General features: G+C 41.0%; 28 protein-coding genes and 1 pseudogene. 13 read left to right on the top strand and 16 right to left on the bottom strand.

The features are described 5' to 3' along the window. From AC4J95_RS08140 to AC4J95_RS08150, 3 genes are all read left to right on the top strand, one after another. A partial coding sequence (locus AC4J95_RS08140) for an Rpn family recombination-promoting nuclease/putative transposase (protein ID WP_494549440.1) occupies positions 1-687 on the top strand: 687 nt, incomplete at its 5' end. Between the two features lie 916 nt (positions 688-1603). Beyond that, on the top strand, positions 1604-1849 hold the full coding sequence (locus tag AC4J95_RS08145; protein WP_494549441.1) for an AbrB/MazE/SpoVT family DNA-binding domain-containing protein: 246 nt from the start codon (positions 1604-1606) through the stop codon (positions 1847-1849). Then, positions 1843-2181 (top strand): type II toxin-antitoxin system PemK/MazF family toxin, encoded by a 339-nt coding sequence (locus tag AC4J95_RS08150; protein WP_494549442.1) that lies wholly within the window; start codon positions 1843-1845, stop codon positions 2179-2181. The genes AC4J95_RS08145 and AC4J95_RS08150 overlap by 7 nt, the downstream gene beginning before the upstream one ends. A gap of 323 nt (positions 2182-2504) precedes the next feature. Here AC4J95_RS08150 and AC4J95_RS08155 read toward each other — a convergent pair whose 3' ends face one another. From AC4J95_RS08155 to AC4J95_RS08190, 8 genes are all read right to left on the bottom strand, one after another. Continuing rightward, a complete protein-coding gene (locus AC4J95_RS08155; protein WP_494549443.1) occupies positions 2505-3245 on the bottom strand; it encodes a winged helix-turn-helix domain-containing protein in 741 nt (246 codons plus the stop codon). A 59-nt stretch (positions 3246-3304) separates the two neighbouring features. Next, complete coding sequence (locus AC4J95_RS08160; RefSeq protein WP_494549444.1) at positions 3305-3535, bottom strand: hypothetical protein; 231 nt, start codon at positions 3533-3535, stop codon at positions 3305-3307. A gap of 18 nt (positions 3536-3553) precedes the next feature. Further along, the gene (locus tag AC4J95_RS08165) at positions 3554-6058 is read right to left on the bottom strand and encodes a WxL domain-containing protein (protein ID WP_494549445.1); all 2505 of its coding nucleotides are present in this window, start codon (positions 6056-6058) and stop codon (positions 3554-3556) included. Continuing rightward, complete coding sequence (locus tag AC4J95_RS08170; RefSeq protein WP_494549446.1) at positions 6039-6455, bottom strand: EF2685/EF0750 family sortase-dependent surface protein; 417 nt, start codon at positions 6453-6455, stop codon at positions 6039-6041. Before AC4J95_RS08170 ends, AC4J95_RS08165 begins: the two co-directional genes overlap by 20 nt. Positions 6456-6460: 5 nt before the next feature. After that, a complete protein-coding gene (locus AC4J95_RS08175) occupies positions 6461-7516 on the bottom strand; it encodes a WxLIP family cell surface protein (RefSeq protein ID WP_494549447.1) in 1056 nt (351 codons plus the stop codon). Between the two features lie 62 nt (positions 7517-7578). After that, positions 7579-8262 (bottom strand): WxL domain-containing protein, encoded by a 684-nt coding sequence (locus tag AC4J95_RS08180; RefSeq protein WP_494549448.1) that lies wholly within the window; start codon positions 8260-8262, stop codon positions 7579-7581. Positions 8263-8712: 450 nt separating this feature from the next. Then, positions 8713-9606 (bottom strand): tyrosine-type recombinase/integrase, encoded by an 894-nt coding sequence (locus AC4J95_RS08185; RefSeq protein WP_494549521.1) that lies wholly within the window; start codon positions 9604-9606, stop codon positions 8713-8715. A 9-nt stretch (positions 9607-9615) separates the two neighbouring features. Next, a complete protein-coding gene (locus tag AC4J95_RS08190; RefSeq protein WP_494549449.1) occupies positions 9616-9828 on the bottom strand; it encodes a hypothetical protein in 213 nt (70 codons plus the stop codon). 659 nt (positions 9829-10487) lie between these two features. On the opposite strand from AC4J95_RS08190, the gene AC4J95_RS08195 reads away from it, so the two are divergent. The 10 genes and pseudogenes from AC4J95_RS08195 to AC4J95_RS08240 all read left to right on the top strand — a co-directional run bounded on the left by AC4J95_RS08195 (position 10488) and on the right by AC4J95_RS08240 (position 17439). Further along, positions 10488-11180 carry a hypothetical protein gene (locus AC4J95_RS08195; protein ID WP_494549450.1) on the top strand — a complete coding sequence of 231 codons (693 nt, stop codon included), beginning with the start codon at positions 10488-10490 and terminating at the stop codon, positions 11178-11180. A 563-nt stretch (positions 11181-11743) separates the two neighbouring features. After that, entirely contained in the window at positions 11744-11947 is a 204-nt protein-coding gene (locus tag AC4J95_RS08200; protein ID WP_494549451.1) for a hypothetical protein, read from the top strand. Between the two features lie 12 nt (positions 11948-11959). Then, a complete protein-coding gene (locus AC4J95_RS08205) occupies positions 11960-12172 on the top strand; it encodes a DUF2922 family protein (RefSeq protein ID WP_494549452.1) in 213 nt (70 codons plus the stop codon). 68 nt (positions 12173-12240) lie between these two features. Next, entirely contained in the window at positions 12241-12639 is a 399-nt protein-coding gene (locus AC4J95_RS08210) for a hypothetical protein (RefSeq protein WP_494549522.1), read from the top strand. Positions 12640-12697: 58 nt separating this feature from the next. Then, positions 12698-13300, top strand: a complete 603-nt coding sequence (locus tag AC4J95_RS08215) for a DUF2922 family protein (RefSeq protein ID WP_494549453.1) — start codon at positions 12698-12700, stop codon at positions 13298-13300. Positions 13301-13422: 122 nt separating this feature from the next. Beyond that, complete coding sequence (locus tag AC4J95_RS08220) at positions 13423-13854, top strand: phage holin family protein (RefSeq protein WP_494549454.1); 432 nt, start codon at positions 13423-13425, stop codon at positions 13852-13854. Positions 13855-13866: 12 nt separating this feature from the next. After that, positions 13867-14160 (top strand): annotated as a pseudogene (locus AC4J95_RS08225) (peptidoglycan amidohydrolase family protein); the annotation flags it as partial. Positions 14161-14517: 357 nt separating this feature from the next. Further along, a complete protein-coding gene (locus AC4J95_RS08230) occupies positions 14518-14709 on the top strand; it encodes a hypothetical protein (protein WP_494549455.1) in 192 nt (63 codons plus the stop codon). 176 nt (positions 14710-14885) lie between these two features. Beyond that, positions 14886-16814: a group II intron reverse transcriptase/maturase gene (gene ltrA / locus AC4J95_RS08235; RefSeq protein WP_494549456.1), complete on the top strand. Its 1929-nt coding sequence runs from the start codon at positions 14886-14888 to the stop codon at positions 16812-16814. A gap of 124 nt (positions 16815-16938) precedes the next feature. Next, complete coding sequence (locus AC4J95_RS08240; protein ID WP_494549457.1) at positions 16939-17439, top strand: peptidoglycan-binding domain-containing protein; 501 nt, start codon at positions 16939-16941, stop codon at positions 17437-17439. A 139-nt stretch (positions 17440-17578) separates the two neighbouring features. Here the strand turns inward: AC4J95_RS08240 and AC4J95_RS08245 are convergent, their stop codons facing one another. The 8 genes from AC4J95_RS08245 to AC4J95_RS08280 form a co-directional block, all read right to left on the bottom strand. Beyond that, entirely contained in the window at positions 17579-18709 is a 1131-nt protein-coding gene (locus AC4J95_RS08245; RefSeq protein WP_494549458.1) for a sensor histidine kinase, read from the bottom strand. Next, complete coding sequence (locus AC4J95_RS08250; protein WP_494549459.1) at positions 18709-19362, bottom strand: response regulator transcription factor; 654 nt, start codon at positions 19360-19362, stop codon at positions 18709-18711. The genes AC4J95_RS08245 and AC4J95_RS08250 overlap by 1 nt, the downstream gene beginning before the upstream one ends. A 15-nt stretch (positions 19363-19377) precedes the next feature. Continuing rightward, a complete protein-coding gene (locus AC4J95_RS08255; protein ID WP_494549460.1) occupies positions 19378-19920 on the bottom strand; it encodes a hypothetical protein in 543 nt (180 codons plus the stop codon). A gap of 426 nt (positions 19921-20346) precedes the next feature. Then, a complete protein-coding gene (gene scrK, locus AC4J95_RS08260) occupies positions 20347-21216 on the bottom strand; it encodes a fructokinase ScrK (protein WP_494549461.1) in 870 nt (289 codons plus the stop codon). Between the two features lie 40 nt (positions 21217-21256). Continuing rightward, complete coding sequence (locus tag AC4J95_RS08265; RefSeq protein ID WP_494549462.1) at positions 21257-22375, bottom strand: glycoside hydrolase family 172 protein; 1119 nt, start codon at positions 22373-22375, stop codon at positions 21257-21259. Beyond that, a complete protein-coding gene (locus AC4J95_RS08270; RefSeq protein WP_494549463.1) occupies positions 22372-24471 on the bottom strand; it encodes a glycoside hydrolase in 2100 nt (699 codons plus the stop codon). Before AC4J95_RS08270 ends, AC4J95_RS08265 begins: the two co-directional genes overlap by 4 nt. 47 nt (positions 24472-24518) lie before the next feature. Beyond that, positions 24519-25340, bottom strand: a complete 822-nt coding sequence (locus AC4J95_RS08275; RefSeq protein ID WP_316403084.1) for a PTS system mannose/fructose/sorbose family transporter subunit IID — start codon at positions 25338-25340, stop codon at positions 24519-24521. Beyond that, positions 25337-26149 (bottom strand): PTS sugar transporter subunit IIC, encoded by an 813-nt coding sequence (locus tag AC4J95_RS08280; RefSeq protein ID WP_494549464.1) that lies wholly within the window; start codon positions 26147-26149, stop codon positions 25337-25339. The genes AC4J95_RS08275 and AC4J95_RS08280 overlap by 4 nt, the downstream gene beginning before the upstream one ends. Between the last annotated feature and the right edge of the window lie 6 nt (positions 26150-26155).

Consider the following 26155-nt stretch of genomic DNA (forward strand, 5'->3'; position numbering starts at 1 on the left):
GTAGATATCTTAGCTACTTCTGAAGATGGCAGTCATACGACGATCGAATGTCAGATCCAGTCACATTCGTATTTTCATGAACGGGTGATTTTCTACTTAGCGGAAGCGTTTCGCTCCCCTTTTGGAAATACTGAAACCAAGGAAGCAGAAACAAAAAGTAATTTTTCAAGCTTGCGCCCTGCTTATGGCATCAACATTGTAGATTTTCATTTATTTGATCAAAAGGAACAAGCTTTACAGACATTTCGGCTATTGAATGAAGAGACGTACCGACCTTTTGTAAATAGAAATGAGAAGGAGTTACTGACGCTATGCTTTCTCAGCTTGAAAAACGAGAATATCGATAAACAAGCCGCTGTCTATCATTGGCAATATTTTCTAAAGACTGGTGAAGTGACCGAGAATGCCCCTGACTATATCAAAGAAGCCAAAAGGAAAACTGATTTTTTAACATTAGAAAGCGAGGAAAAAGAGATAATCATGAAAATCGATAAAGCCAGAGCTATCCGTGAAGCAGAGCTGGAAGACGCTCAAGAAAAAGGGATAGAAAAGGGCGTCAAGAAAGGGATACAGCATGAAAAACGTAGACTTGCTGTTAATTTTTTAAAGATGGGAATTTCTGTCGAACAAGTTTCCGAAGCAACGGGGTTAGATATCGAGCTTGTCAGAGAGCTGAATAGGAAATAGAGATACAAGGTTTTTCCTGTAATTAGTAATGAGAATGATCATTACTAAAAATTAGCAAATTTCCATCTACTATAATCTCTCAACATTGAGGATGAAAAAATTGGCAATGCATTTGATCTTGTTTGCAACAAGAGGTAAGTGCATTACCAATTTTTTTATAAATCTATCCTATGAAATATAATAATCTGCTGTTTGATTCTACTCTGATTCTCATTGGTGGATAAACAAGTTTCCTCAAAGACAATCCCAATCATATGAAGAATAAAAATAAAGAATGGCAGCTTCAACGACAAATGAATAAGCCACACCATTTAGATACCACTGAAGCTTTCCTTCTATTGGTACTTGTTCATTCACTCTCTCGTGATATAGCGATTTTCTTGTGTATCGAACATTGCTCCTTCTTTAGGCACAATAGCTCAATCATCGATATAAATGATTGAGCTTCATCATTACAATGCTTTGGTATAGCTCTGGCTTCAAAATCAAATTGGCAATTCAAACTAATAAGACCAGGCTATTTTACCTGATTAACTAAAAAAACTTCCACGTATGAATCAGCGTATTCTCCCAACCAAAAAAAGAGATGCCAATACCATCAGCTATCTCACAATAAAATCATTCAGTTTTCACTTTCCCCAAGAACATATTTTCAAATCTGAAATGGTAGACGGGCTACGATGAATGTCGTTACCAATTTTTCTAATAGAAACCCCTTCACTTGATAGATCAAGTATAAATGGAGATGGAATGACTTCATAGGTACCCAGTGATTAGGCATTTACCTATAAATGAAATCAAAAAGGCACTGCAAAAAATGATAAAGATTAAGGAGTCAGTTAAGAAGGATAATGAATATACAATGTATATCCGAACGTGGTATAATAAAGGTAGTAAGAGAAGGAGTGTGACTCATATGTTAAAACTAGCAGTTAATAAATGGGGCAATTCTAGCGGTCTACGACTACCAACTGATTTATTAAAATCATTGGGAGTAAAACAAGGTGAATTTCTCAAAGCAGAAATTAAAAATGGTAAACTAATTTTGGAAAAAGACGTTGAAGACGAATTGACTTGGGAGGAACTTTTCAAAGACTATGAAGAGGAACCTTTTGATAGTGAAATAGTAATGTTCAAACCGGTAGGAAAAGAAAAATGGTAAGCATGGTTAAGCAAGGCGATATAATCAAAATCAATCTAGATCCCAAGCAAGGACATGAGCAACAAGGATACAGACCTTATATTTGTTTGAGTTATAAGGAATTAGCTAAAACTTCAGGGCTAGTAATTGTTGCTCCAATATCCAATACCAAAAGGAATTACCCTTTGTATGTTTCTATGAATCCCGAAAGTAAAACGACTGGAAAAGTTCTTCTCGACCAGTTAGTAGCAATAGATTTTAAGGCGAGAGATTTCAACTATGTTGAGACTGTATCAGAAGATTTCATCAATAAGCTTTTGAGATTGGTAAAAGTCATTTTTCAAAAAGACTAAAAGAGTTTATAGAATATATATTCTATAAACTCTTTTTTGGGGTGAAAAAGCATCAATAGAAAAGTGGCTCAAAATTAATGACCGAAATTGGCTCATTTCTACTTGACGGTTACGACAGATGGATACTCAATGTCCTACCAGTTACCTGCAAAAGGATAAAACCAATCATACGAAAATCTATCATTTGATTTCATCAAAAAAAGAGACGCCAATACCATCAGCTATCTCACAAAATAATCATTCAGTTTTCATTTCCCCCAAGAACACATTTTCTTCAAGAACCTATTACTCAAATCTATCCTATGTGAATCACGCTTCCCCTGCTAAACCCTTACCAAAAAATCCTTCTCAAACACGCCCTTCGCCAATCGATAGCCGCTGCCCCAAACGGTTTGAAGCATCTCTGGGTCGAAGCCGGCAATCTCTAGCTTCATCTTGATCCGCTTTACCAAGACTGAAGTCTGAGAGAGATGCGAATTGTTCGGCTCATCGTTCCATAGACGTGAACAGAGTTTTTCTCTGGAAACAATGCCGCCCTTTGATTGGATCAGGCAGTTCAGCATGTTTCGTTCCCGATTCGTCAGGCTTTGTTTCAGTTGAGTGAGATTTCCCGTTGGTCGAATGGGCTCGTTCTGGTAAAGAAAGACAATATTCGTCTCATCCTTTTGATACGGAGCCAGCTTTTCAGACAGCTGCTCCCGTAAATAATCGATCGATTGGTTGATGAACAGCCAATCCGCCACACCGAGCTGTTTTAGCTGTTCTTCTTCGTTTGAATTCGGCTTGTTGCCTAACTTCCGCAAAAGTGCCCGCTTCTCTGATTTCAAGATCGGGATCAGCTCACGAATCTCAGAGTCGGCGATGGTCTCGCTCAAAATGACTGCCTGATAGTTTAGCAAATAGTGCCTCAGTGTGTCGTATTTCTCGTCCTTCTGATTTACACTGGCCTTCAGACACTCCAGCAGGTCGACCGAACAGAACACCTCGTAGTTCAAGTGCTGGAGCTGTTGCTGCAGGTCGTGTTCGATCACGAGGTTCTTGGTCAAAATCAAAATCGGTTTCATTCCTTGACTCCCTTCTTTATTTTTAAAGGAAGTAAGCTTTCACACTTACTCCCCTCATGTTAATTTCCTAAAAAGTAATTCAGCTGCGCCTGCCAATCAAGATACAGGAAGATCGCCGCACCGATCGCCAGCAGCATGATAAACAATAAGCCGCAATCAACTAACAATACCGTCGACTTCTTCCCATATTCCATCCGTAATCGACTGTCCTTGATAAAGAAAAGTAGAAAACTGATCAATCCTCCCAAGGCAATCGCGCCGAAGATTCCCAGCCATACTGGAATCGTCATAAAATCTCCTCCAATTTTCTAAGGTGTGTCATCCAATGACCACGTTAGTTTCGCCTTGTAGACCGTTCCTTTTTTACCCGCATTCGCTGGCAAGTTCAAGGAAATATCGTCAAACGGCATCCGCAGCTGCCACGTATCCTGCCCCTCATTCGGCTGTGCAGAAACCAGTGTCTTCGCCGTTGGTTGCCCCGCGACTAATGTTTCCGTAGACTGAACACTGCTAGGCACATCCGCACCCGATGGCGCTGGATCAATCACTTCCTGCGGTGTATCCCTGTCCGTCACTCTCTCAATCGACATGTTCTCCAGCTTCAATTGTGTTCCCGCACCATTTGGCATCGGGGTATTTGAGCTGTCTTTGAAATCAGATAACTTCGCAGTTAGTTTCCAACCAGTGCTGGTCGAACGATCATCCTTGATTCGCGTGTAGAAGCCATCAATCACGACATTTGTGTTTGATTGATAGTTCATCAAATGCAGATAATACGTTTGAGCAGTGTTGACGATTGGGTTTGTGCCGTGGTTGAAATAGATTGGGACTGATTGAAGAGCCATATCTGCTAAATCTCTAGGAGTATAACTTTGTTCGTCATCTTGAATTTGAACTTTTCCTTTTGCTTCATTATGATACGGACTAGCAATCGTATCATCTTCCCAATCTAGTCGCCCAGCTGCTTCCAACCAATCATCAACAACACCTGTAGCTGTTGTTGTAAAGGTAAACGTGATACTCTCCCCTTGACCTAAGTCACCTAAAGAATTCGTTCCATTAATGTCATTTATAGTAGTCAAACTTCCATCTTTTTCAATACTACTTGGATCGATTACTAAACCCGGCGGTAATGAGATTGAAGCGTGAATATTTTCAGCTTTCTTTGACGTTGTACAAATAACCGTCCAAGTCCATTGAACCTCTTTACCTGAATTCACTTTCTTGATTTTTGGTTGTATATCTGTTAGTAGTTCACTGGCAATGAAGAAGCGAATCTCTCCAGAGAATTTTTTATTACCTGAAAGTGCTCCTTCAGTTAATTGAGAACCATCATAGCTAAACCCTAGATTAGAGCCATCTAATGAATCCCTCGTGACATTGCCTAATTGAATATTATCTCCATTAATAGATAAAACTGGCGAACCGGGAATTGAATTATTCCATGCACTTAACCCCTGATGGGCTGTCGTCTTGAGTACATCTACAGTCAATTGATTATTAGTAATAGTTGGAATTGGAATAAGAATTATTTGTTTATCTGCATTTAGCATTGTCAAATTATTCAATCCGAAAAATGAGGTAATATCTCTCAATTGATTTTCTGAACAGTTTAAGTCCCTTAATTCTGAATTGTTACTTAAGTTCAATGCTTTCAATTCGTTCTTTTCACAATGCACTACATTTAACTCCGTATTTTTAGACAAGTCTAGGTCTTTTAAATAATTTCTCTCACAGTACAGATTTTCGAGCTGTGTATTTTGACTTACATCCAAACTATTCAGACTAGTACCAGTACACCATAGGTCTGTCAATTCAATATTTTTACTCACGTCTAGCGTGCCTAAATTATTCTGCTGACACCATAACCACTTTAACTTTAAATTCTGGGTAACATCCAATGATACTAACTGGGTACTTCGGCAAATTAACTGAGTTAACTCAGAATTTGATGTTACATCTAAAACACCTAAAGGATTACTCTCGCATTGTAAATACATTAAATCCAAATTTTTACTGACGTCTAATGATGTTAGCGAGCTTCCTGCGCAATCCAGAGATATCAATTTAAGATTCTTGCTAACATCTAGACCATTTAGTGGGTTATAGCCGCAAGTTAATCCTATTAAATCTGGGTTTTGAGTAACATCTATTTCTGAAATCGAAGTAGATGAGCAAGTCAAATTTTTTAGTTTCGGAAATGGTTTTACATTTAACACTGTTAGTGTATTATTCGCACGGAGTAACGTCTCCAAATTGGATGCATACTCTAAACCTTTAATACTGGTCAGCCCTTTACTCATAACATTTAAATAAGTTAAAGTTTCTAAATCATCATCAGTCAATCCGTTTGCTGGTTTACCATATCCAGTAAATCCTGGTCTAGTTACATCACCAGTAGCATTTCCTTGATTGCCAGTTCTTAATAAAACAGCTAAATTCGCATCTATATCCACGCCTTCAATTAGATTCATCGTCTGCGGTCCTATCCCACCTCCGCCTCTGGGCTGTGGCTTAGGCTTCGTTTCTTCTTCCGGCACATCCTCTTTACTGGTCTCACTAGTCGGCGTATCTTCCTCCGACTTCACTTCCGCCTTATCTTCTGATGCTTCTGTCTCAGGCTCACTTTCTATAGTAGAAACTTGATTCGCAGCCTTCTCCTTATACTCCTTCAACGGATCATCCGCCAGCGAACTGATCGTGGTTTCACCAGTCGGCACTTCCTCGACTGTTTCCGCATAGACCAGCGAAAAAGGAAGGGATGAGGCTAGTAATAAGGCTAGTCCAAGATATTTATGAAATTTCTTGTTCATCGTCTTCCTCCTCCTTTAGTCGGGTAAAGAGAAAGAGCCAGAAGCTGCACGCAACACACAAAAATCCTGTCCATTGTATTCCTATCTGACGGTTTTCTCCTGTTTTTGGTAAGCTGCGGCTTTCTCGCGCATAGTAGTTTCTGGCACTGCCTAATGTATAGGGCAAGACATTGTTGAAAGGTGTTACCCATCTTGGTTCCTCATAATAGGGCAGTGGATCGGGATCGCTTGGCGCTGGATTGATCGGTTCTTTTGGCTCGACAGGTTCTTTGGGGTCAACTGGCTGTTCTTCCTTAAAGCTGATACCTACCTGATCCTCTCTCTCCTCCCCAAAAGCAGAAAGCGGGGAAAACAATGCGACTATTGAAAAGAGTATCAGCCATTTTTTTCGTTTCACATCCCTCACTCCTCTTCATGCTTCTGGGTCTGCCACTGTTTCTGACGATAGATAAGGTACGCGATCAATCCGATCAAAGCGATCAACAATCCAGCTCCTGTCCACGGTACCCATGATGGTACAAGGACTTTATAGACCGTCTCATCATTAACCTTATCCGCCTGAGCACTTCCTACTGTGAATTCTTCTTCCCATTTCCAAGTACGCCCATCGCCCTGCGCTGTTCCAGTAAAAACGTAAGTTCCCGCTGCGAAACGCTCCAAGCCAAGGGGCATCTCAAAGTTGAAATTCGAATTCGGGGCGACAGAAAAGTTCTCCATCTCGTGCTTGACGATGGTCTTGTTCTCTCCTTTCTTCTTCACGGCACCTTTGATCGTCATATCCTGCAGGACTTTTGGTTGGTCGTTCTGGATATTCGCTGAGACAACCTTTCGCCCATGAGAAAGATCCAAGTCGACTTTCTTCAAATGCAGCTCAGCCCCATGATTGAAGGTCTCTTCATCTTCCGTCAACATCAAGGCGATCACACGCGCGTATTCTGGTACCAATCCGGTTTTCTTCTTATCCGTTTCATCGGCTTTTCGCAAGAAACGAACAGAACCTAATTTAACTCCAGAAAATGCTTCACTCGGCATTTCAATGTCAAACTCTACGATCTTTTCCTCATGTTTTTGGACAGTGACTTCTTTGACACCATCCTTCACCTTGACGAAGCTGGTGATCGGCTGCTTCAAGCTTTTGTCCAGTTTTGGCTTCTCCTGCGCATAATCGATCGCGCCAACAGAACTGCTCACCGCATCATGAACAGCGACATGTACGGTCACGGGTTCTTTTTGTGTGCTGATGACCTTCACCTGAACCGTCTGCTTTTGGCTAGGCTCCATATTTAAATAGAAGAAGGTCCGCTTCTTATCGAATTGATTCTCAGGAATAATGCTCTCCACCGTATATCCAGCCGCCCCTTGATCGTCCGCAGCATGGGACATTAATGGAAAACAAAAACTGATCATTACTAATAGAAAGAATAAACAACTACGCTTAAAATTTTTTCCTCGTGTCATGGCGTCCACCTCCAATAAAAAAGGGGAGAGGAGACGCCCTCCTGCTCCTCTTTTTGTCTTCATTAGATCGTGTCATCCAATGACCAAGTTAAGTCTCCAGTATAATGATGACCCTTTTTCGCTGTGTTCGCTGGTACGGTCAATTTAATGTTTTTCATTTCCATTGCTGTATTTCCTTCAAATGAAGTCACACTTGAACCGATATCTCCATCTTGCATCACATCTGTCGCTGTGACAGCCCCTGTAGTTAAGCTATAACTTGCAGCCATTGTTGCCGTATGTGAGATTGTTGCTGGAATAATACCTGAAATTTCTGGTGAGATCGTTCCTTGATAGCCATGTTTATCTGTATCAAACTTCAAGACAGCACCAGTTAATTTTGTTGCCGGATTTGACGTACTTACCAGCTCATCCACTTTTGCGGTCAGCTTCCATTCCACATCGCCCGAAGTATGGTCACGTTTATCTTCTACCACGGCATATTTATGAACGCCGCCTGCTTCATCCTGTTCCACGAAATCATGCACTGCGATGTTCACAGTATTTGATGATCCAAAGTCTAACTCCAATGGTGTCCAGCGAATCTGTAAATCTCCAGGATTTGTACCAGGACCGTGCATGGCAAAGCCAATACCTACTTCTGACTCCGAGTTATCCACTTCCGCTGCTAGTGCCGTACCTCCTGCCACAAACATCCCTAAAACGGTCGCGCTGGCTAGCATGCCAGCAAATAATTTTTTCTTCATCTCTTTTCTCTCCCTCTTTTTTATTTTTTTTGAGATTTATATATCAAACAGCCGTTGCCATTGATACCGAAAAAAATGGAAAAATAGTCGAAAAGAAATGGTAAACTTAATTCGTGTGACTTATTTTCTGCTGTTTGGGATTTGTCTTGTTTTAAATAAAAATAAGTAGTAATTCAAAGAGCTTGTTTTCATATAGAGTACATAGATTGACGGTTCGTTCTGACGGCTTTCCATGAGGATGATTCACATAATTAAATAACAAAATTGCTAATTCATCAGAAATCATTCTTAATATTTTCTTAATAATTAATGATTTATCCCTTAAAACATGACTTTCACCGTCTAACCAAAAATGATAGCGCTTACCCCGAGAAAGTAAAACGCTTCTTCTCCATCGCAAAAGATTAAGTTATTTTTATTAATCTTTATGTGAGAATTAATAATTTTCAGTTACCCAGCCAAGGCTTCAATGGCATAAACAGCTGTTATACGCTCTTCCATCATGGAATCGGAATACACGTCCAGCGTCATCTTGGTGGATGAATGCCCTAACAAAGCACTGACTGATGCGATCCCGACTTTTGCTTCTAAGCAACGTGTCGCGAAGGTATGACGCAATTGATGAAAATGAATATTCTCGAGCTTCGCTTGTTTTCGTAGCTGATGAAAATGATAAGTCAGCACACGTGGCTCACACCCTTTCTTTCCTATAGAGAATACAAACTCACTCGTATTTTCTTCCTTTAAACTCCTTAATAATTGTTGGACTTTCTGATTCATGGGGATAATACGGTGTGATGACGCACTTTTTACTGAATCATAATTGACAATGGTCTTTTTATTCTGATTACTTTGTACTCGATTACATGTTTGATTAATGGAAAGGATGCCTCTGGCGAAATCAACGTTTTCCCATTTCAGCGCTGCAACTTCCCCAATCCGCATCCCAGTATTCAACGCCAAAGCTACTGCTTGTGCTTTATCGTCTTCGCTATCTTCTATTGCATCCAGCAGTGCTCTCTGTTGCTCGATCGTCAATGCACGAACCTTTTGAACATTCCTTTTAGGTAACTGGACAGTATCGCAGGGATTCTTAAACAGAAGTCCATGTTTCTTTGCGTCATTGAGTGTCTTCTTCAATAAACAAATAATAATTTGAATACTATTCGGAGAAAGATTTCTTTCTATAAAGTGATCAATCATTTCCTGAACTCGCTCGGAAGTCAATTGGTACAATGGTAGATTTCCTAAGTTTGGAAGTAAGTAACGAGAAATTTTGTAACAGTAGTCAGAATACGTGGAAGCTTTGATTGTCTTATGAATAGTCTTTTTCCATTGAATGATCCATTCATTCTAGGTCATCAGACTTTTTCCATATAGCTCGATCATTCTATCTGACTGTTGCTTTAATGGAATCAATTTTTCTCTGACAGCTTGATAGGTCTTATCATATACATACCCATATTTGAGTCTGCCATCGCTCTTTCTGCCGATCGCATAACGTCCTTCCCATCGACCATCTTTTCTATAATAGATATTGTTTCCTTTATTTGGTAGGTTGTTCATAAAATAACCACTCCTTCTATCTAGTTTGACGAGGATTATTGACGGTCCTTGCAATTGTTACTTTTCATTAGACTTTCTAGAAAGTTTTCACTACAAACTAACTCTAAAAGTTAAATGATAAATATAAATTTTAATTTATTATTGCAATTCTCCTTATAATATCCTATAATTTGTAATGTAAAACTAATGTTAAACAAATAAATGATGTTCTTTTCTGGTTATTTGTCAGTTTTCATGTTTTTATTTAAAACAGGAAAGAATAATTATTGCTACTTAATAAATATTTTTACATTTTTCTATTGTTTTCTTTTCATACAAATCAATCTATTTCAACCATCAAAGAAAATCCTTCTTCGATGGTTCTTTCTTTGTCTTTTAACTCTGCAATTCTTTTTCATCACTAGTTTTTTAGTGTCATTTTTATTTCTTAAAAAGAAAACCACATCTCAAACTAAATAACAAACCAAAATTATAGATATTGATATTAAAAAAGAGTTTTTCTATCTAAATAGAACATTGATTGAATGGCTATTAATTTTATCCGGAATACACTTCTCCACTGTCTTTTTACTAAATGCGTTATCCTTAAAATTAATTAAAGAAATTGAATAGTTATTTTTATGTATACTGTAGCTATTAAGATTTGAGGAGTGATGCACATGTCAAATGAAGAGTTTTTTGAAAAGATTTTATTCAACAAGAAGATGTCTGTGGATTGGTTAGCTCTGTTGGAAAATGCACCTGCGTTTAATCGTTTCGATTTGAAACCGATTACAGCGTTGCTGGCAGCACCATGCGATGTAGGAACAATCATCATCCGTGAAAATCAACATTCCTTTACTGATAAAAGCACCTTTGACACATTGAGCACTTTCCATCAAACTCATCGTTTTTTTGATTATTCGGTGACACGGCACTGCTTTAAGACGATCGACGGACTTCCATCGTATAAGGTTCCTTTTGTGAATTGGCACTTTGTCCTATGTCCGCTAGAATCAACGGATGACTGTTCGTGGGTGAACCCTCTGGACATTTATGAGCTGCAAACAATCGAAAAGTCTACCTTTGTGGAACTGATTAATGGCCTAGTGTTAGAAATCCCAATGCAAAAGCGCAGTTTCTTAGAGCAAGCCGAAAGAGCTATCTATTCTTTATGCTATTTAAGGCGTGAGTATTCGATCACTCTTAACTATAAAGGTGACCCACTAAATTATCTCCAGCTACCAGTCACCCCCTTCATGCGAACATTACGCAAGCGTTCCTTCTTACAACAATGGATCACTGACCGCGGAGCCTTCCATCAGAGATATATGATGGAACTATCGGAAAAATACAAGGATATTTACCTGTAGAACTCAGGAAACCCCTGCGCGACTCGTTTTAGAGCCTCGCAGGGTTCTTACTTGTGAAGGTGCAATCCTTCATCTTTTCTAATTTAGGCATCTCCTTTCGATTCCTTGATGATTAAACCTATTCCGGAAAACGATTTGCGCACCAAAGACTGTTCTTAAGACTAGAAAAGCCCCCATTACCTCACGATTTGCCTATCCTAGTTGTTAAATTCTAAATCATTACTCAATTACATCATGTCCGGTTTATTTAAATTTTGAACTGCTGTTTATTAAGAAAACCTTAAGCCAAATTGGACTATTTCGAATTGATTTGGAGAGAATATCTGCCCAAAGCCCCTTCAAATCAACGCTTGCCATAAAGTAGTAAAATGTAAAATTTGTCAAATAGCAAAATTGCATTTGCACCCCCAAATTTGCCGCTTAACCTCTCACAAAGCCTAATCTTGTGTTGAAAACCTGCAAATTTGAGGGGTAAAATGCAAATTTGCGATTCGCATTCTTTTTTGAAACCGTTTATATTCTAGTCACCGGCCGGAACAAAAAAATTTATTGGAGGAATTCAAATGATTCAACACATCGGAAACAAATTACAAGTAGAGATCGACGCAGGCGGAGAGAAAGTGAAGAAGATCAGCTTCGCGAATGTGATCGGAGAGCCCAGCGAAGAAAAAGTTTTGGAGCTAGGCGAAATCATGAAGGAACTATCGGTAGAAGGCAGTGAGCTGTATGGCGTGGTGTTAACCAGCCAAGCACGTTACACCAAATAAGGAGGAATTTAAATGCTAAAAATCGTCGCAACTTTTAAAAATAGCTTTGGCAGAAATCAAATCTGGAGCTTCAATGATCCAGACACTACCAAAACAGACACAGAGATCAAAGGTTTATTAGAACGTATGACCAGCGTGAAGCTTTGTCAAAAAGACGGCGCGGAACTCTTCCACACCGTGGAAACCGCCAAGTACGTCGAAACCATCGAACGAATTATTTTCTAAATCAACGATTGAGGAATGGCGGTAGCGCTGCCGCCTTCCTCTAATAAAAGAAAGGATGAGAACCCATGATGCAGATTCAACCCCTGTCGTTCCGACAGCTATTTAACCTAAAACCAAAAACACTGGAAACACGCATCACTAATTTTTATCAAGCTACACAAAATAGCAGTATCACGATCCAATACATTTTAGCCACAAAGGTACGCAATCAGCTTGGAGCGGCGGAGTTTAATCATTTTCTAAAGGATCTCGTCCGTGAGCTGTTTATGAACACGAAAGCAACACGTTCCATGAAGCGCTTCTTCCATTATTTTGAAGATTACTTTATGGCACCTGAGTGGCAGACCTTGTGTTCTAAAATTGTTCCGCAAAGAGTCTCACCACGAAGAAGCTTTGGAGAAAAAGTCGTGTCAAAAGTCCGTTCCTTCTTTTCATTTGCCCGTCCCGAAGAAACCAACGAACCTTGAAAAAATAAGCTTTAACAAATAACCTACGCAGAAAAAATCAAAGAAAGGAAATAGAGCAATGACCGAAGATTTAATTGTGACCTTTGGCAAAGGCGACGGCAGCACCCATGACTGGACCTATAAAGGGCTCGGACCCGACCTGCCAACACCAAAGATCAAAGAAGCTTGCGAACTATTGACGAAGTTAGATATTTGTACAGAAAACGGCGTAAAACTATTTGATTCGGTTGTCACGGCAAAAGTTTTGACCCACATTGACACGGTGATGTTTGGTCCGGACACGGAAACGAAGGGACTTACCTATTACGGCAAGCCTGCCAAAGAAGCCAGCTGTGAAGAAGTCGGTTGTTTTAAGGTGGCGGATGAACCGCAAGAAAAAGTGGAAGCACCAAAACACACGGTATTACCAGTAACACCATATGGTCACTATTTCAAGCGGTTAACTAGTATTGAACCAGTGGAGAAGTCCGAAGTAAAAGTGTCATTTTCACAACCGAAAACGAAGTCCATCGAAAATAACGAACAAAAACAAGCTTTTGTTTCATCGGCTGAACCTGACCTGTTAAGCCAAGAAACAAACGAACGAAACGGACTACTTCAATGGCTCCATAAGATCAGGAAGAAAAATAAAGAAGGACCCACTGAAATTCCGCGGGAATAGCCTTTTCGCGATTACACTCGATCATTGACAATTTCATACTGCGTAGGGGAATAACTTTTTACTGACACCTGCGACGAAAATCGCGGGTGTTTACAAATAATTTTAGAAAGCGAGGTATGTACATGAACCTTTTATCAATCGTAACTGGAGGGAGTCTCCTCGATTATTTATTCGGCGGAAGCGTGCCGATCATGGGTGTTTTTCTGACGATGGTTGGACTGGATCTCACCACTGGATACGTTAAAGCCTTAAAAAGTCATACTTGGGTGTCCTCCATTAATCTCTATGGTTTATTCACCAAATTCATCACCTTTTCAACGATTATCTGCGCGGCTGCACTAGACAAAATAGCGCCAACCGTTGGGATCACGTTACCCATCAATGTCGCCCTGATCTGGACGGCTTTACTGATCGTTTACGAGATTGGCTCGATTCTGGAAAATGCCCATGAATTCGGACTGAAAATCACTTGGCTGCAGAAATGGCTGCGAGTCTTTGAGCGAGATGTGGGGAAAACGCCTGATAAAGACGATCAGGAAGACAATATTCAGTAGGGGGTGAATCAGATGCCCACGACTGAAATCGCTCTGCAATACGGGCTACATTTGCGAGGAAAGGTCTGTTACTCCATGTCCAACCGCCTTGGCGCGTATTCAATGGATTGTTCTAGTTTTGTTTTCCGTGCGCTGATCGCGGCAGGCTTTTTGTCTACTGATTCCTTCATCGGAAATACCGAAACTCTTTTCGGTTTAAATGGATCGCTTCTTGAAGAAATCAGCCGCTCAGAGGTTCGGCGAGGAAATCTGTGGATTGCCGGTCATGAAGGTGCATCACTGGGATCAGCTGGACATACCGGCTTTTGTGCGAAACGTTCATAGCTGAAAAGGCTATGCACGCTTTGAAAAGTATTTAGAATACTTAACAAGAGTGTGAACTCTTAAATTGATGGATGAAATGACGGACTAACAACCGAAAGCATCCAGCCTAATACTCCGACATGCGGCATGAACGTGTGAAATCATGCGGTTTGAAGCTCGGTGAAGTCGACTGACAGTTACCGTAGTACCAGAATATGGCAACCGAAAAATCATCTGATGGTTGTAACTAATAGGTCGGGGCTCTATAAAATTAGTATGGTGAGAATGTCCTTGCGGACTGACGAACTTGCGAATGTACGCTCCTTAACGGTAACTTACTAGAAATGGTAAGGCCCTCCCATGTGTTGGCGCATTTCAGGGATGAGTAAAAATATAAACTATGAAAATCCTGGTACTGTTACAGGCAGTACAGTAGATGCAGGGGTAAAGCGAGCACCTAACCTAATATGCACAGATAAATTTAAGGGAACGTTGGAAACCACTGACGTGGAAGGACACACACCTTTTGAAGCGGTGAAGAGAAAATCATAACTCTTCTTTACAGTGGTGAAAGTAGTGGCACGACCGTTGAAAGTTTTGTAATGAAACTGGAGGAACAGCCACAAGTCATTTTAGTATTTAAAAGTAAAACTTAATTAAAATCATGGATTCTTGTAAGACTAAAAAGAACCACTAAAATATCCTTAGAGAAAGTTGGTGGTTATCCCATGAGACAACAAATAACCAAAAATAATTCTTTGAGATACGCAGAGTATTACGGTATGACAGATTCTATGGACTCGCTCTATCAAAGGAGCTCTGAAAACAAACTATTTAAGAATCTCATGCGATTTGTCCTATCTGATAATAATATTCTTCTAGCCTTTCGAAATATCAAGCGCAATACTGGCAGTTCCACGCCGAGTGTTGATGGCAAAACGATCTCCGATATCGAAGTTCTTTCAACTTCTACATTCTTGAAGATTATCAAAAAGAAGTTTCAACACTATAACCCTAGACAGGTTAAACGTGTGAACATTCCTAAAGCTAACGGAAAAATCCGACCGCTAGGAATTCCTTCGATTTGGGATAGAATGATTCTACAATGTATTCTACAGGTTTTAGAGCCCATATGTGAAGCGAAATTTTACAAACATAATTATGGTTTTCGACCCAATCGTTCTACGGAACATGCAATAGCAGTGTGCCATCAAAGGATAACCTTGGGGCAATTACAATACGTCGTAGACGTAGACATTAAAGGATTCTTTGACGAGGTAAATCACACCAAGTTAATGCGCCAATTATGGACACTGGGTATTCAAGACAAGCAACTTTTAGTGATTATAAGGAAAATCTTGAAAGCTCCAATTAAATTTCCTGACAACAAAATTGTTATACCTAATAAAGGAACACCCCAAGGTGGTATCCTCTCGCCCTTATTAGCTAACGTCTGCCTAAATGAGTTTGATTGGTGGATTGCGAAGCAATGGGAACAAAGAACGTGTAAAGAACTAAAATCACTGTTCGACAAGCGAGGATACCCCGATAAGGGAAATATTTATCGCAAATTGCGTAAGTCAACAACACTAAAAGAAATGTATCTTGTCCGATACGCAGATGACTTCAAAATATTTTGTAGAACAAGAAAGGACGCTCAAAAAATATTCATAGCTGTTAAGCTATGGCTGAAGGAGCGCCTAAAACTCCCGATATCAGAAGAAAAATCGCAAATCACAAACCTAAAGAAACAAAAGAGGGAATTTTTGGGTTTTGAGCTAACAATGAAACCCAAAAGGAACACCTACGTAATGCGCTCGCATATAAGCAAAAAAGCTCTGAAAACTATTAAATCTCAACTCAAAGAACAAATTAAGGTTATTCAAAAATCGCAAAATAGGGATAAGGCAATAAGAAGCATAGGTATCTATAACAGCAAAGTAATCGGAATTCACAACTACTATAGAATAGCTACAATGGTTAACATCGATCTAAACGACATTCACTATGAAATCCTATTAACCATGGTGAATAGGCTCTCCAAATTGGGGCTGAGTAAAAAAGGGAATTACACGGGAACAGATAGGAATATTCTCCCTTACCTAGCTACCCCAATGATGAGATATATAAAGGATCGACCTATTGTACCTATCGGATTCGTTCAACATCGTAACCCGATGAACAAGAAGCTATCCATAAATAAATATACCCATGAGGGGAGAAACGAGATTCATTCAAATTTGAGAAAGATTCCAGAATGGAAACTTAAATGGCTGAGAGAAACTATTAGTCGCGGTGAAAGATCGTCAGTAGAATTTGATGACAACAGATTATCTAAATTCGTCGCCCAAAACGGTAAATGCGGTATCACAAAACAGGAATTGTCGATGTTCGAAGTCCACTGTCATCATAAAATTCCATGGTACGTCTCTAAGGACAATTCGTATGAGAATCTCATTATTCTCAGCAAAGACGTTCATGAACTGATACATCTAAAAAATATAGACGCCATTTTAACCAAAATCTTCAACTTACGACTAACAGAAGCCCAGCTTAAAAAAGTGAATGAACTACGAAAAATGGCTTATCGAAACCCTATCTCAGTCTCTCTACTAGGTTTACGTACCAGCGAAGCTATTCAATTATGCCTGTTTTAAAACGATTAAGAAAAAACAACTTTTAACTAAAATGATGGAACGCCGTATGAGGTGAAAGTCTCACGTACGGTGTGGACCGGGGGAAAAACTGGCGATAACTTCAAAGGTTTACCTATCGGTATTCTTGAGCGATATCAATGGCGAGGCCTTACATTGCACCTATTCCAAAGGCTGCCAGAACATCGCTGTCACCAAAGCAATCGGCTGGATGGGTGACTATTCAGGCTTACCCGTTCGCTATTTTCGGGTGAAGAACACGAGTATCGCAGGTCCAAGCGAAAATGTCGGCCAGCAACGAATGTTAGCAATTGATGGTTCATGGGGACCTGCCACCACCAGACGATTACAAGAAGTATTAAATTGCATGATCAAAGACGGCATCATCAGCGGTCAAATCAGAAATCCGGCGAATCAAGCGATCCCCTCTGTTCAGTTTGGAAATGGCGGTTCGAACATGATCCGTAGACTCCAAGCTTTATTAAGTGTGCCCTCAGATGGCAATTTTGGACCAATTACCTGTCTAGCCTTACAAAAAAGAATGGGTACGATCCAGGATGGGATCATCAGTCCGGTATCTGATTGTGTGAAGGTCATGCAGCGAAGATTGAATGAAGGACTCGTTTAGCCAGAAAGTTTCGAGAAATACTAGCGGATTCAAGATCGGTACTATTTAAATTACCACAAAAATACCGACTATCTTCTCTTATCTAGGTGAGAGAAGATAGTCGGTGTTTACTATGTTAATCAGCTTAAGATTATTTGCCTTATCCCTGCACATCCGCGTCTTTAAATTTAAGAGAAGCGATCGTCCCTCCTTCATCCGAGGTATAGCTCAGCTTGCCATGATGGTAGGCCATAATTTCATGACAGATAATTACCCCTTTGCCCATGCCGGAGATCTCTTTTTCCTTTAAAGAGAGTCCTTGATTCAATTTATTCAAAAGCTCTGGACGAAGGATGTTTCCCCGATTGCCGACTTGGATCGTCGCGCCAGTCGCTGTGATCCAGACATCCTGGCTTTCACGATAGGCGTTGGACAATAAATTACTGAAGAGTGCCTTGATCAGCACTTCATTTCCTCTAAGCTTTGGCAGAGTTCCATGAATCGTCAAATTAGGATAGATTGTTTGAAACTCGGAAAGGCATTCTGCTAAAGAAAACTGCGCAACATGAATCGGCTGATCCTTCAAATTCCCGATGATCAGCAGCTTTTCGATCAGCTCCTTCAAGTAAATGGCTTGTCCATTGATTTGTTCAGCGACAAAGAAATTTTCTTCTTCGTCTGTCTTTACCCGAATCAGATAATCGGAATAGCCCTGAATCGTTGTTAGCGGTGTCCGTAATTCATGAGCGATGTTTTCGATCGGCTGATAGATTTTTTTCATCATCTGATACAAAAGCAGCGCCACGATGATATTGCATAGACTGAATAAGGCGATTCCTTGAAGAATTCGCTGATAGTGGTGTTCATAGACTGGATGGATATTTTTTGCGTAGAGCAAGGAGATCGTCTTTCCTTGATAATTCTTGAAGGAATCCTCTAAGGTCAAAAATTCCTTGTCGTTTCTTTTGTGGATTGGCTGACTCAGACCCTGCTCACCTCGGATTTTTTCATCGATTGTATCCACCAGAACCTGCCCGTCTTCCTTTACCTCTAAAAAAATATCGTTCGCTGCGTACTGATGGCAATGCTCAATAATATCACGAGGCTCCGCCTTCAATCGATACCATTTTTCCAATGTGTTGATAAGGGTGTCTCGTTCGATTCTTGACAGGTCCGCCATGTGGTGAAGCTCATTTTTGAAATTTCCGCTAATAAAAAGCATTAAGCTGATGGCAAAAATGAGCGCGAACAGACCATGAGCCACAAAAAAATATTTTCGCCATAGCTGCATCAGTCCATCTCCAATCGATAACCGTATTTAAACACTGTCTTGATGGATTTCTTTAAGCCTAATTTACTGCGCAGTCGTTGAATATGGACATCGACTGTGCGAATGTCTCCTAAATAATCCATCCCCCATGCGATATCGAGAAGCTGTTCGCGGGATAAGGCGATGTTCTTATTCACGAGTAAAGCCTCCAGAAGCAAAAATTCCTGCGTTGTTAAGGTAAGTTCCGTTTCGCCCTGATAAACTCTTTTTTCATCCAAATGGATGCGGACGTGCTCCTCCAGTTCAATCCAGCTGTCTCGCGGATAATATCGCCGTAGGACCACCTCGATTCGTGCCAACAGCTCCGCCATCGCAAAGGGCTTAATAATATAGTCCTCCGCCCCTAGCTGCAGACCTTTGACACGATCCGTGATCTCGTCTCTGGCAGTCAGGTAAATCGTCGGCAGCTTAGGCAGGCGTTGGATCAAGGAAAAGCCGTCACTATCAGGCAAGCCCACATCCAGCAACAGGAGCTGCAGCTGCTCTTTTTTGATTCCTTTGACTGCTTCCTCGCCAGTGAAAAACTGGTAGCAGCGATGCCCTGATTTTTCCAGTGTCCGCTTGACCAATTCGCTGATACTGCGGTCATCCTCGATAATCCCAATGCTTGCCATAAGACTGCTCCTTCCTTAGTTTTTAGGGTGGTCGGAAGTTTGATAGGCACGTTCGTGAATCAAAAGTAATGTCTCTTCACTCAAATCCTTGATTTTCGCCGTGGAAGCATCGATGCCAGCTGCTCCACAGACTTCCTCGATGACCTCCTTCGCTCCGTGAAAGGCATAGATATCGCCGATTTCTTCCTCTAAGCTCATTTTCGTGTCATCCTTTTTTGCGCTAGTCAACACCGCATGATCGCCGTTTGTGATCAGAGAATAGACGACCATCTCATAATCAATCATTTCTTCGGTCAATTCCGCATTTGTCACCGTGTTATAGTCTAAATCAAATTTCTCACAGACCTTTTTGATCACTTCTTGAGACAGAGTTGGATGATTTTTGTATAGCTCATCTTCCTTGCGAATCGTGACTTCGATCGGTTCACTTTCCTGCTTCTCCAAACTGGCTTCTGTTCTTCCCTGTGAGAAAAAAATCCCGACAATCATGACGCAAATCAACCCCAATGTGACCAGCAGCGTAATTCCCCATAGCTTCTTTTCCTTAAAAAAATTCATCTTCCTCATCCTCTCTTTTTTGTTGAACGATTCGTCCTTATCTATTCTTTAGTATAAAGAGGAGTTGTTGCAGAGTTGTTACCGAGGAGATTTTTTTGGTGACCATCATTAAAACGAATATTTTACTAGTATCATACTAATTCAAAGAGAAGGTGGGAGAAAATCAATCGTAGAACTAGTTTAAAGGCTAATAAAAAAACATTTATTAAATACTCTATCTATTTTGAGTGGAATAGATTTGAATAAAACGCCTCACTCATGATTGTACCACTACGCTATCGCCATAACGATCGAAAAGTGTCTAAAAGTTTGATATATTCTTTCAAAGCATTGCCTACCTCCATTTCCATGCACAACGAAGCGCAATCATCCCATTGGGGAGATTGCGCTTCGTTAAAATAATAGAATCCTCAAGTATAGTCGTATTTACAGATTCTTTTGATCTCTGGCCAGAGCCAAGCAGCCGATTATTCCGGCATTATCAGCTAACTTTGGAGTAACAATATAATCACTGACAGCCGGGGTGTCCACATAACCATTGATAAGTCGGACAAATTCCGCTTGCACCTTCTTTTTTAAATGCTCCTGCTTCATCACGCCACCACCAAAAATAATGACATCTGGTGAAAGAATCAGTGTTGTGTTATAGGCGCATTGCGCAATATAAGAGGCCTCAATAGCCCAAAAAGCATCCTCTTCCAACAATTCCTGCCCTTTGACTCCCATTCGTTTTTCAATGGCCGGTCCTGCTGCCAGCCCTTCCAGACAATCATGATGAAAGGGACAATTCCCAGCGAACAGGTCCTTCGGGTGTCGCTTAATCAGCATGTGGCCCATTTCTGGATGGCTGAAGCCTTCGATGAACCTTCCGTTTTGAATCGCTCCACCTCCGATTCCTGTTCCCACGGTGTAATAAACCACGCTGGATAGTCCCTTGCCATGCCCCAACACATATTCTCCATAACAGGCAGCATTTACATCTGTCGTCCAGGAAATCGATACATCAAAGGTCCGTTTCAATGTACCCACAAAATCAAAATTCTGCCAAGCCAATTTTGGCGTAGACGTGATAAATCCGTAAGTCGCGGAAGTTCGCTGAAGATCAATCGGCCCAAAAGACCCAACCCCAATACTAACTAATTCATCACGGTATTCTTCAAAGAAGTCAATCACTCGTTGCATCGTTTCCTCAGGAGTTGTCGTTGGAAAACTCACCCGTTCAATAATCGTCAACGCCTCATCACCAATCGCACAAACGAATTTGGTCCCGCCTGCTTCAATTGCACCATAGAGCATACCTTTTCCTCCAATCCATGTCCTCTATGCATTTTCCTTACTATCGAGGCATACGATCGCGCTTGCTAAATTTCCGCTTTTCATCCCCCATAGCATCCGTAGAGTACCAATAAGCGACACTAGCTACATCATCTTGACGCTCAAAAAGCTCGACATCATCATTCCCGATTTGTTGCAGACTAACGGTCAAATCCTGAGTAAAGCAGATTGGATCTTGAAGATGCCAACGATAAAGACCGTGTCGCGGCAAAGCATCATCACCAAAAGCATGCACAGCATTCAACTTTCCAGTCTCAAAACGATCCCTTGTGGCATCTCGATTCGATTGAAATGGATATCCCAAAAATGGTGTGCAATAGTTTTTTGCATGTGGTCGACCAAATTCATCGTATTCATGAAAGGCCCATGCCCCTCCAAAATAGTCTTCAGAGCCTGTAGAGGTGACTGTAGGGTAGTCCGTGTCACCATCGATGTAGAACTTAAACTCTCCTTCACCCCACCAGTACCGTTCCAAACAGGTTAGCGCGAGATATGTTCCAACATAATAGCCCTGACCTTTTAATCCATCGATCAATTGATAATCCTCTTGGAGCGTGGTGATTCTTTCTCGACGCCAATGGGCATGGAAGTACATACTATTCTCTGCAAGCTCATCCACTAAAGCGTAATTAATCGTATAGAAAAAGGACGTCATATCTTTTGGATGCAAATTCTCAATCGTAATTTTTGCCGAATTTTGAAAGGGCATCTCAAAATACGAGTTAAATCCTCCGGTAGGATTCACTACAATTGGTAATGAGTTAACATCGCAGCGTTCACCAAATCCATTACAGAAAAAATCACCTAACGGACTTTCGACTGCTGGACGTTCTGAATTGTCCCAGTAAATTCTAAGAATCAGGTCACGCAAGACAAAGCTGCCGAATTCCGTGCGGTCTCGGATCGTCATCCACATATGGCGAATCATTCCCGGACCGGTTATTTCAGCGATCACTGTTTCTTCCCCTGAAGGTAGCGGAATCGCGCCTCTTCCTTTTCTGCTAGGCCCTAAAGAGCTAGGAAGCATGGCTGCTTTCCCTTTTTCACCAGTTGGATTTTCTGGTGTGATCGCTCGACTTTGGATTTTTTTAAACTGTGTAATATCCTTTAATAGACTCATTTGATTTCCCTCTCAATTCTGATTTTTTCCTCTTTTCCAAGAACGACAACTTCGTCATTTTTCCTAATTGTTAACAATTCTTCGGATAAATTCGTAATATTTAGATACGTCTTCGTATATTCAATCGACAGAAAGGCCTTGCCAAAATGCAGCTTCGACCATGTAAACTCAAGATTTGGGAGTGGCTTAACCTGTAATACACCTTGGATGAAGGTTAAGCCGAAATATTGACTGAGCATCATACTGACAAAAATTCCCGCTGCCCAGCCACACTTCCCACAGCCAAAATCTCTCACAACATCGCCCCTTGATGCATCCAATCGATAGGGCCACCACCACCATGAGCCATCCAAATCCGCCAAGCAGAACAGTTCTTGCAGGCGCTTTGAGAAGCCTTCTTCATTGTCCAACTCACTCATTAAAACGGTAATAAATCCGGGAAATGTCGCCCCAGATTCTAACCCCCAGGTAATTCCTTTGATTTCTTCACTATAGGTGGGGTTCGCACTACTTGCGGCAAAAGCCAACGTATGTTGATACAATGGCTCATCCTTTGCTAAAAATTGATAAAAGGGAATCAAGGTTGTATCTGATTCCTCTCCATCATGCATTAGTAAATCTATTTTTCCATCCTTGATCACATCGCTCAAAAAGATGAGCCCCTGCTCTAAAATCGGTTTTTGATAATGGCTGACGGCGTATTTCGTCCGTTCTTCCTCTCCGATTCCTTCTAAAAACTGGGGACCAAAAGGACCTTCTGTCGTCATTTGTTTACAAATCGCGTCCTTGATCTCTTTGGCGGCATCTTTATATCTTTTACTTTCTACCGAATAGCCTTGCACGGCCAATATTTCCGCCAAACCATCACAGGCTTTCCAAAGACAAAGATTGCTGCCTGTATGGTATTTGCCTAATGCAAAGGCGTCAGAAATCCAAGTAGATTCAAAAAGCATCGGCTCGTTTGGCTGCTGTTGAGCCAACACTTCATCCACGATGGTTATCGCATTGTCTAAAACCTCCGGATAGCCATCAAAGAAGTCTAAATCCGAAGTATGCTCATAATAAAGAACTGCTAAGATGGTACTCGCTAAAGAATTACTCAAGGAATGATTGATGCCTCCGGGAAATTTTGAACCAGGAAATTTTATTCCGTATTGATCAAACCACAGGATCGTTTTCTGGCATAATTCCTTATCGAAGAAAAGAAAAGGCAGTGAGGAATAATACATATCTTTGTTCCAAATACGGTTTGTTGCTGGGTAACTCCCCCAGTTATTTCCAACAATCTGATTGTCAGGATTCATCCCAAAGCTTGAAAAGCTTTGGTAGATCGCTCGGTTATACAGGTGTTTGATTTTTTCATCTGGCAGCTCTAAATCGCCAAATAATTCATCAAAATAATTTAACGTATCCAGCAACCAAATCTCAGTATCTGATTGTTGAAAGAGAGGCACCTCTTTAAACGCATTAGGATCGACAAAGGCGACTGAAAATGTGGCAGTTTCACCAAAATTGACGATCTGCTCGCTCCCTTTCTGATGGATCAGAAGGTTCTGCTTGTCAGAGTACTTATTTTGATACAAAGGCATACGATTCACTGCTGCTTGAAGCGGCCTTTGCGTCTCACTAACGATAGCTACCTGTTGAACCAGCATGCTTAACCGTTTGCCCTCGATTATTGGAGCAAAGGGAATAACTATTACTTTAAATGTTGGATAGTGGTGGATAAAGCGCGGCAGGCTGTCGTGGATGATGTCGACCTCTACTCGATGATCCGTCTGTGAGAGATCATAATCCATCCCCGCCACCTTGACAGTGAGAGCAAGATTGTTGCTTTGAGTCATCTGTTTATTTACCCATACACCTGGTTTTTCTTCGGTCAGATGGTTATTTTGATAGAAAGTTACACTCTGTACAGTGCCGTGAACATCCATATTTGCTAATACTTTTTGATTGCTGACGTCAAAGGTTAAGCCCTTTGTATCACTCACATTTTTGTAATAGCTATACGGATTTGTTGTGCTTGAAACTTCTCCAAAGGTTTCAATGTTGAAGACTGGATGCTTTTTAGAATGAATGATTGATTTGATAGTCATTTTTCCTCCTTGCTAAAAAAGCTGCAGCTACTAGCTGCAGCCTTTCATTAGGCGATTCCCAACAATGACAATACGATACCTAAGACGACCATGCCAAAGATGATCTTGATAACGCCGACTTTCTTGTCTAAGAGTTTGAAGCAACCAAGCGTAACTAGTAACGGTACGATGCCTTTGAAAATACTGTCTAAGATTTCTTGGACGTTCATCAGCTCTTCGCCCTTCATTGAGAAGCTCAAAACTGTATTGAACTTAACCATACTAATCGTCATGGCACCAACCATGATCAGCCCCAAAATACTAGCCGCTTTTGTCAAGATTTCGATTAGCCCATTCGCATACAATTTCTCAATGTATTTTGACCCTAATGAATAGCCTAAAACACCGCCATAATATCGCATCAAGAAATTCGGTACATTGAACATCACTAAGAAAATAATCGGTGCTAAAACATTTCCAGCATTAGCCAAGTTGATCGCCAATCCCGCGGTAACCACTCGCCATACGCCCCAAAATAGGGAGTCACCGATCCCGGCTAGCGGTCCCATCAAACTTGTTTTGATCGCATTGATACTTTCGACATCAAAACCAGCCTTTTCTGAATTTTCTTTCTCCATTGAAGCCGCTATTCCCATGATAAAAGAAGCACATGGAATCGTGGTAGAAAAATACTGGGAGTGACGTTCTAGCGCAGCGGTCCGATCTTCTTCTGTCTGATAAAAGTGATTGATGAAAGGCATCATCGAATATGCGAAGCCGCCACCACCCATTGTCACAGGATTCACTGAAGCGTACATCGTCATTGAGCGCCAAAACATTTTTCGTACTAACTTTTTCTCATCTTTTGAAATTCCATCTGTTAATTTCATTGAAAGAAGTCCTCCTCTTCTTGATCAATCGTTGCATTCGTCACCGCTTCTCCTTGTGGTGCTGCACTCACATGCATATTTTTCAATTGCAGGTCGCGTTGTGCAATAACGATCGCGATAATTGTTCCCAAAGCCGCTAGGGCAATTAATGGCAGTTCGAAGTAAGCCATAACTACTGCGCCAAAGAAGAACCAAACAGCGATGTTTTTACTCCACAGCATCCGCAAGAGCATGGCCATCCCGACCGCTGGTAATAGATTTCCTGCGACAGTCAACCCATTCATAATTACTTCTGGAATATTATCAAGGACACTCTTCACGACATCTGCGCCAAATAAAACTGCAAAGAATGGAATAAGAGCATACAGTGCATAGTGAACAAACCACATAAAGAAGTGCAGATTGATGATTCCTTTTTGATCTCCAGCTTTTGCGAATTTAAAGAATCTTGCTGCCATTGGTCCGCAAACAAAAGAGAAAATCATGTTCATCAGCTGTAGGCCTAGAACTGCCAATGGAAAGACGATCGGGATGACCGCATCAACATTTCCACCCATTTTAATTGCAAAGGCAGTTGCCAACCCAGCGGCCAAAGAAGGTTCCGCTGTACTGGAAATCCCAATATTCACAACACCCATAAAAATTGCTTCTAACGATGCGCCGACAACTAACCCCGTTTGCAAATCCCCCATCAACGCCCCAGCCAGTGGAGCAACAACAATCGGACGACTTAACATAGCCATTCCGAACATTTCATGTCCAGCGACTCCGACAAAAACCGCCAAAGCAACTACAAATGCATCATACATATTTTT

The sequence above is a fragment of the Enterococcus sp. GPZ-007 genome (assembly GCF_059374735.1).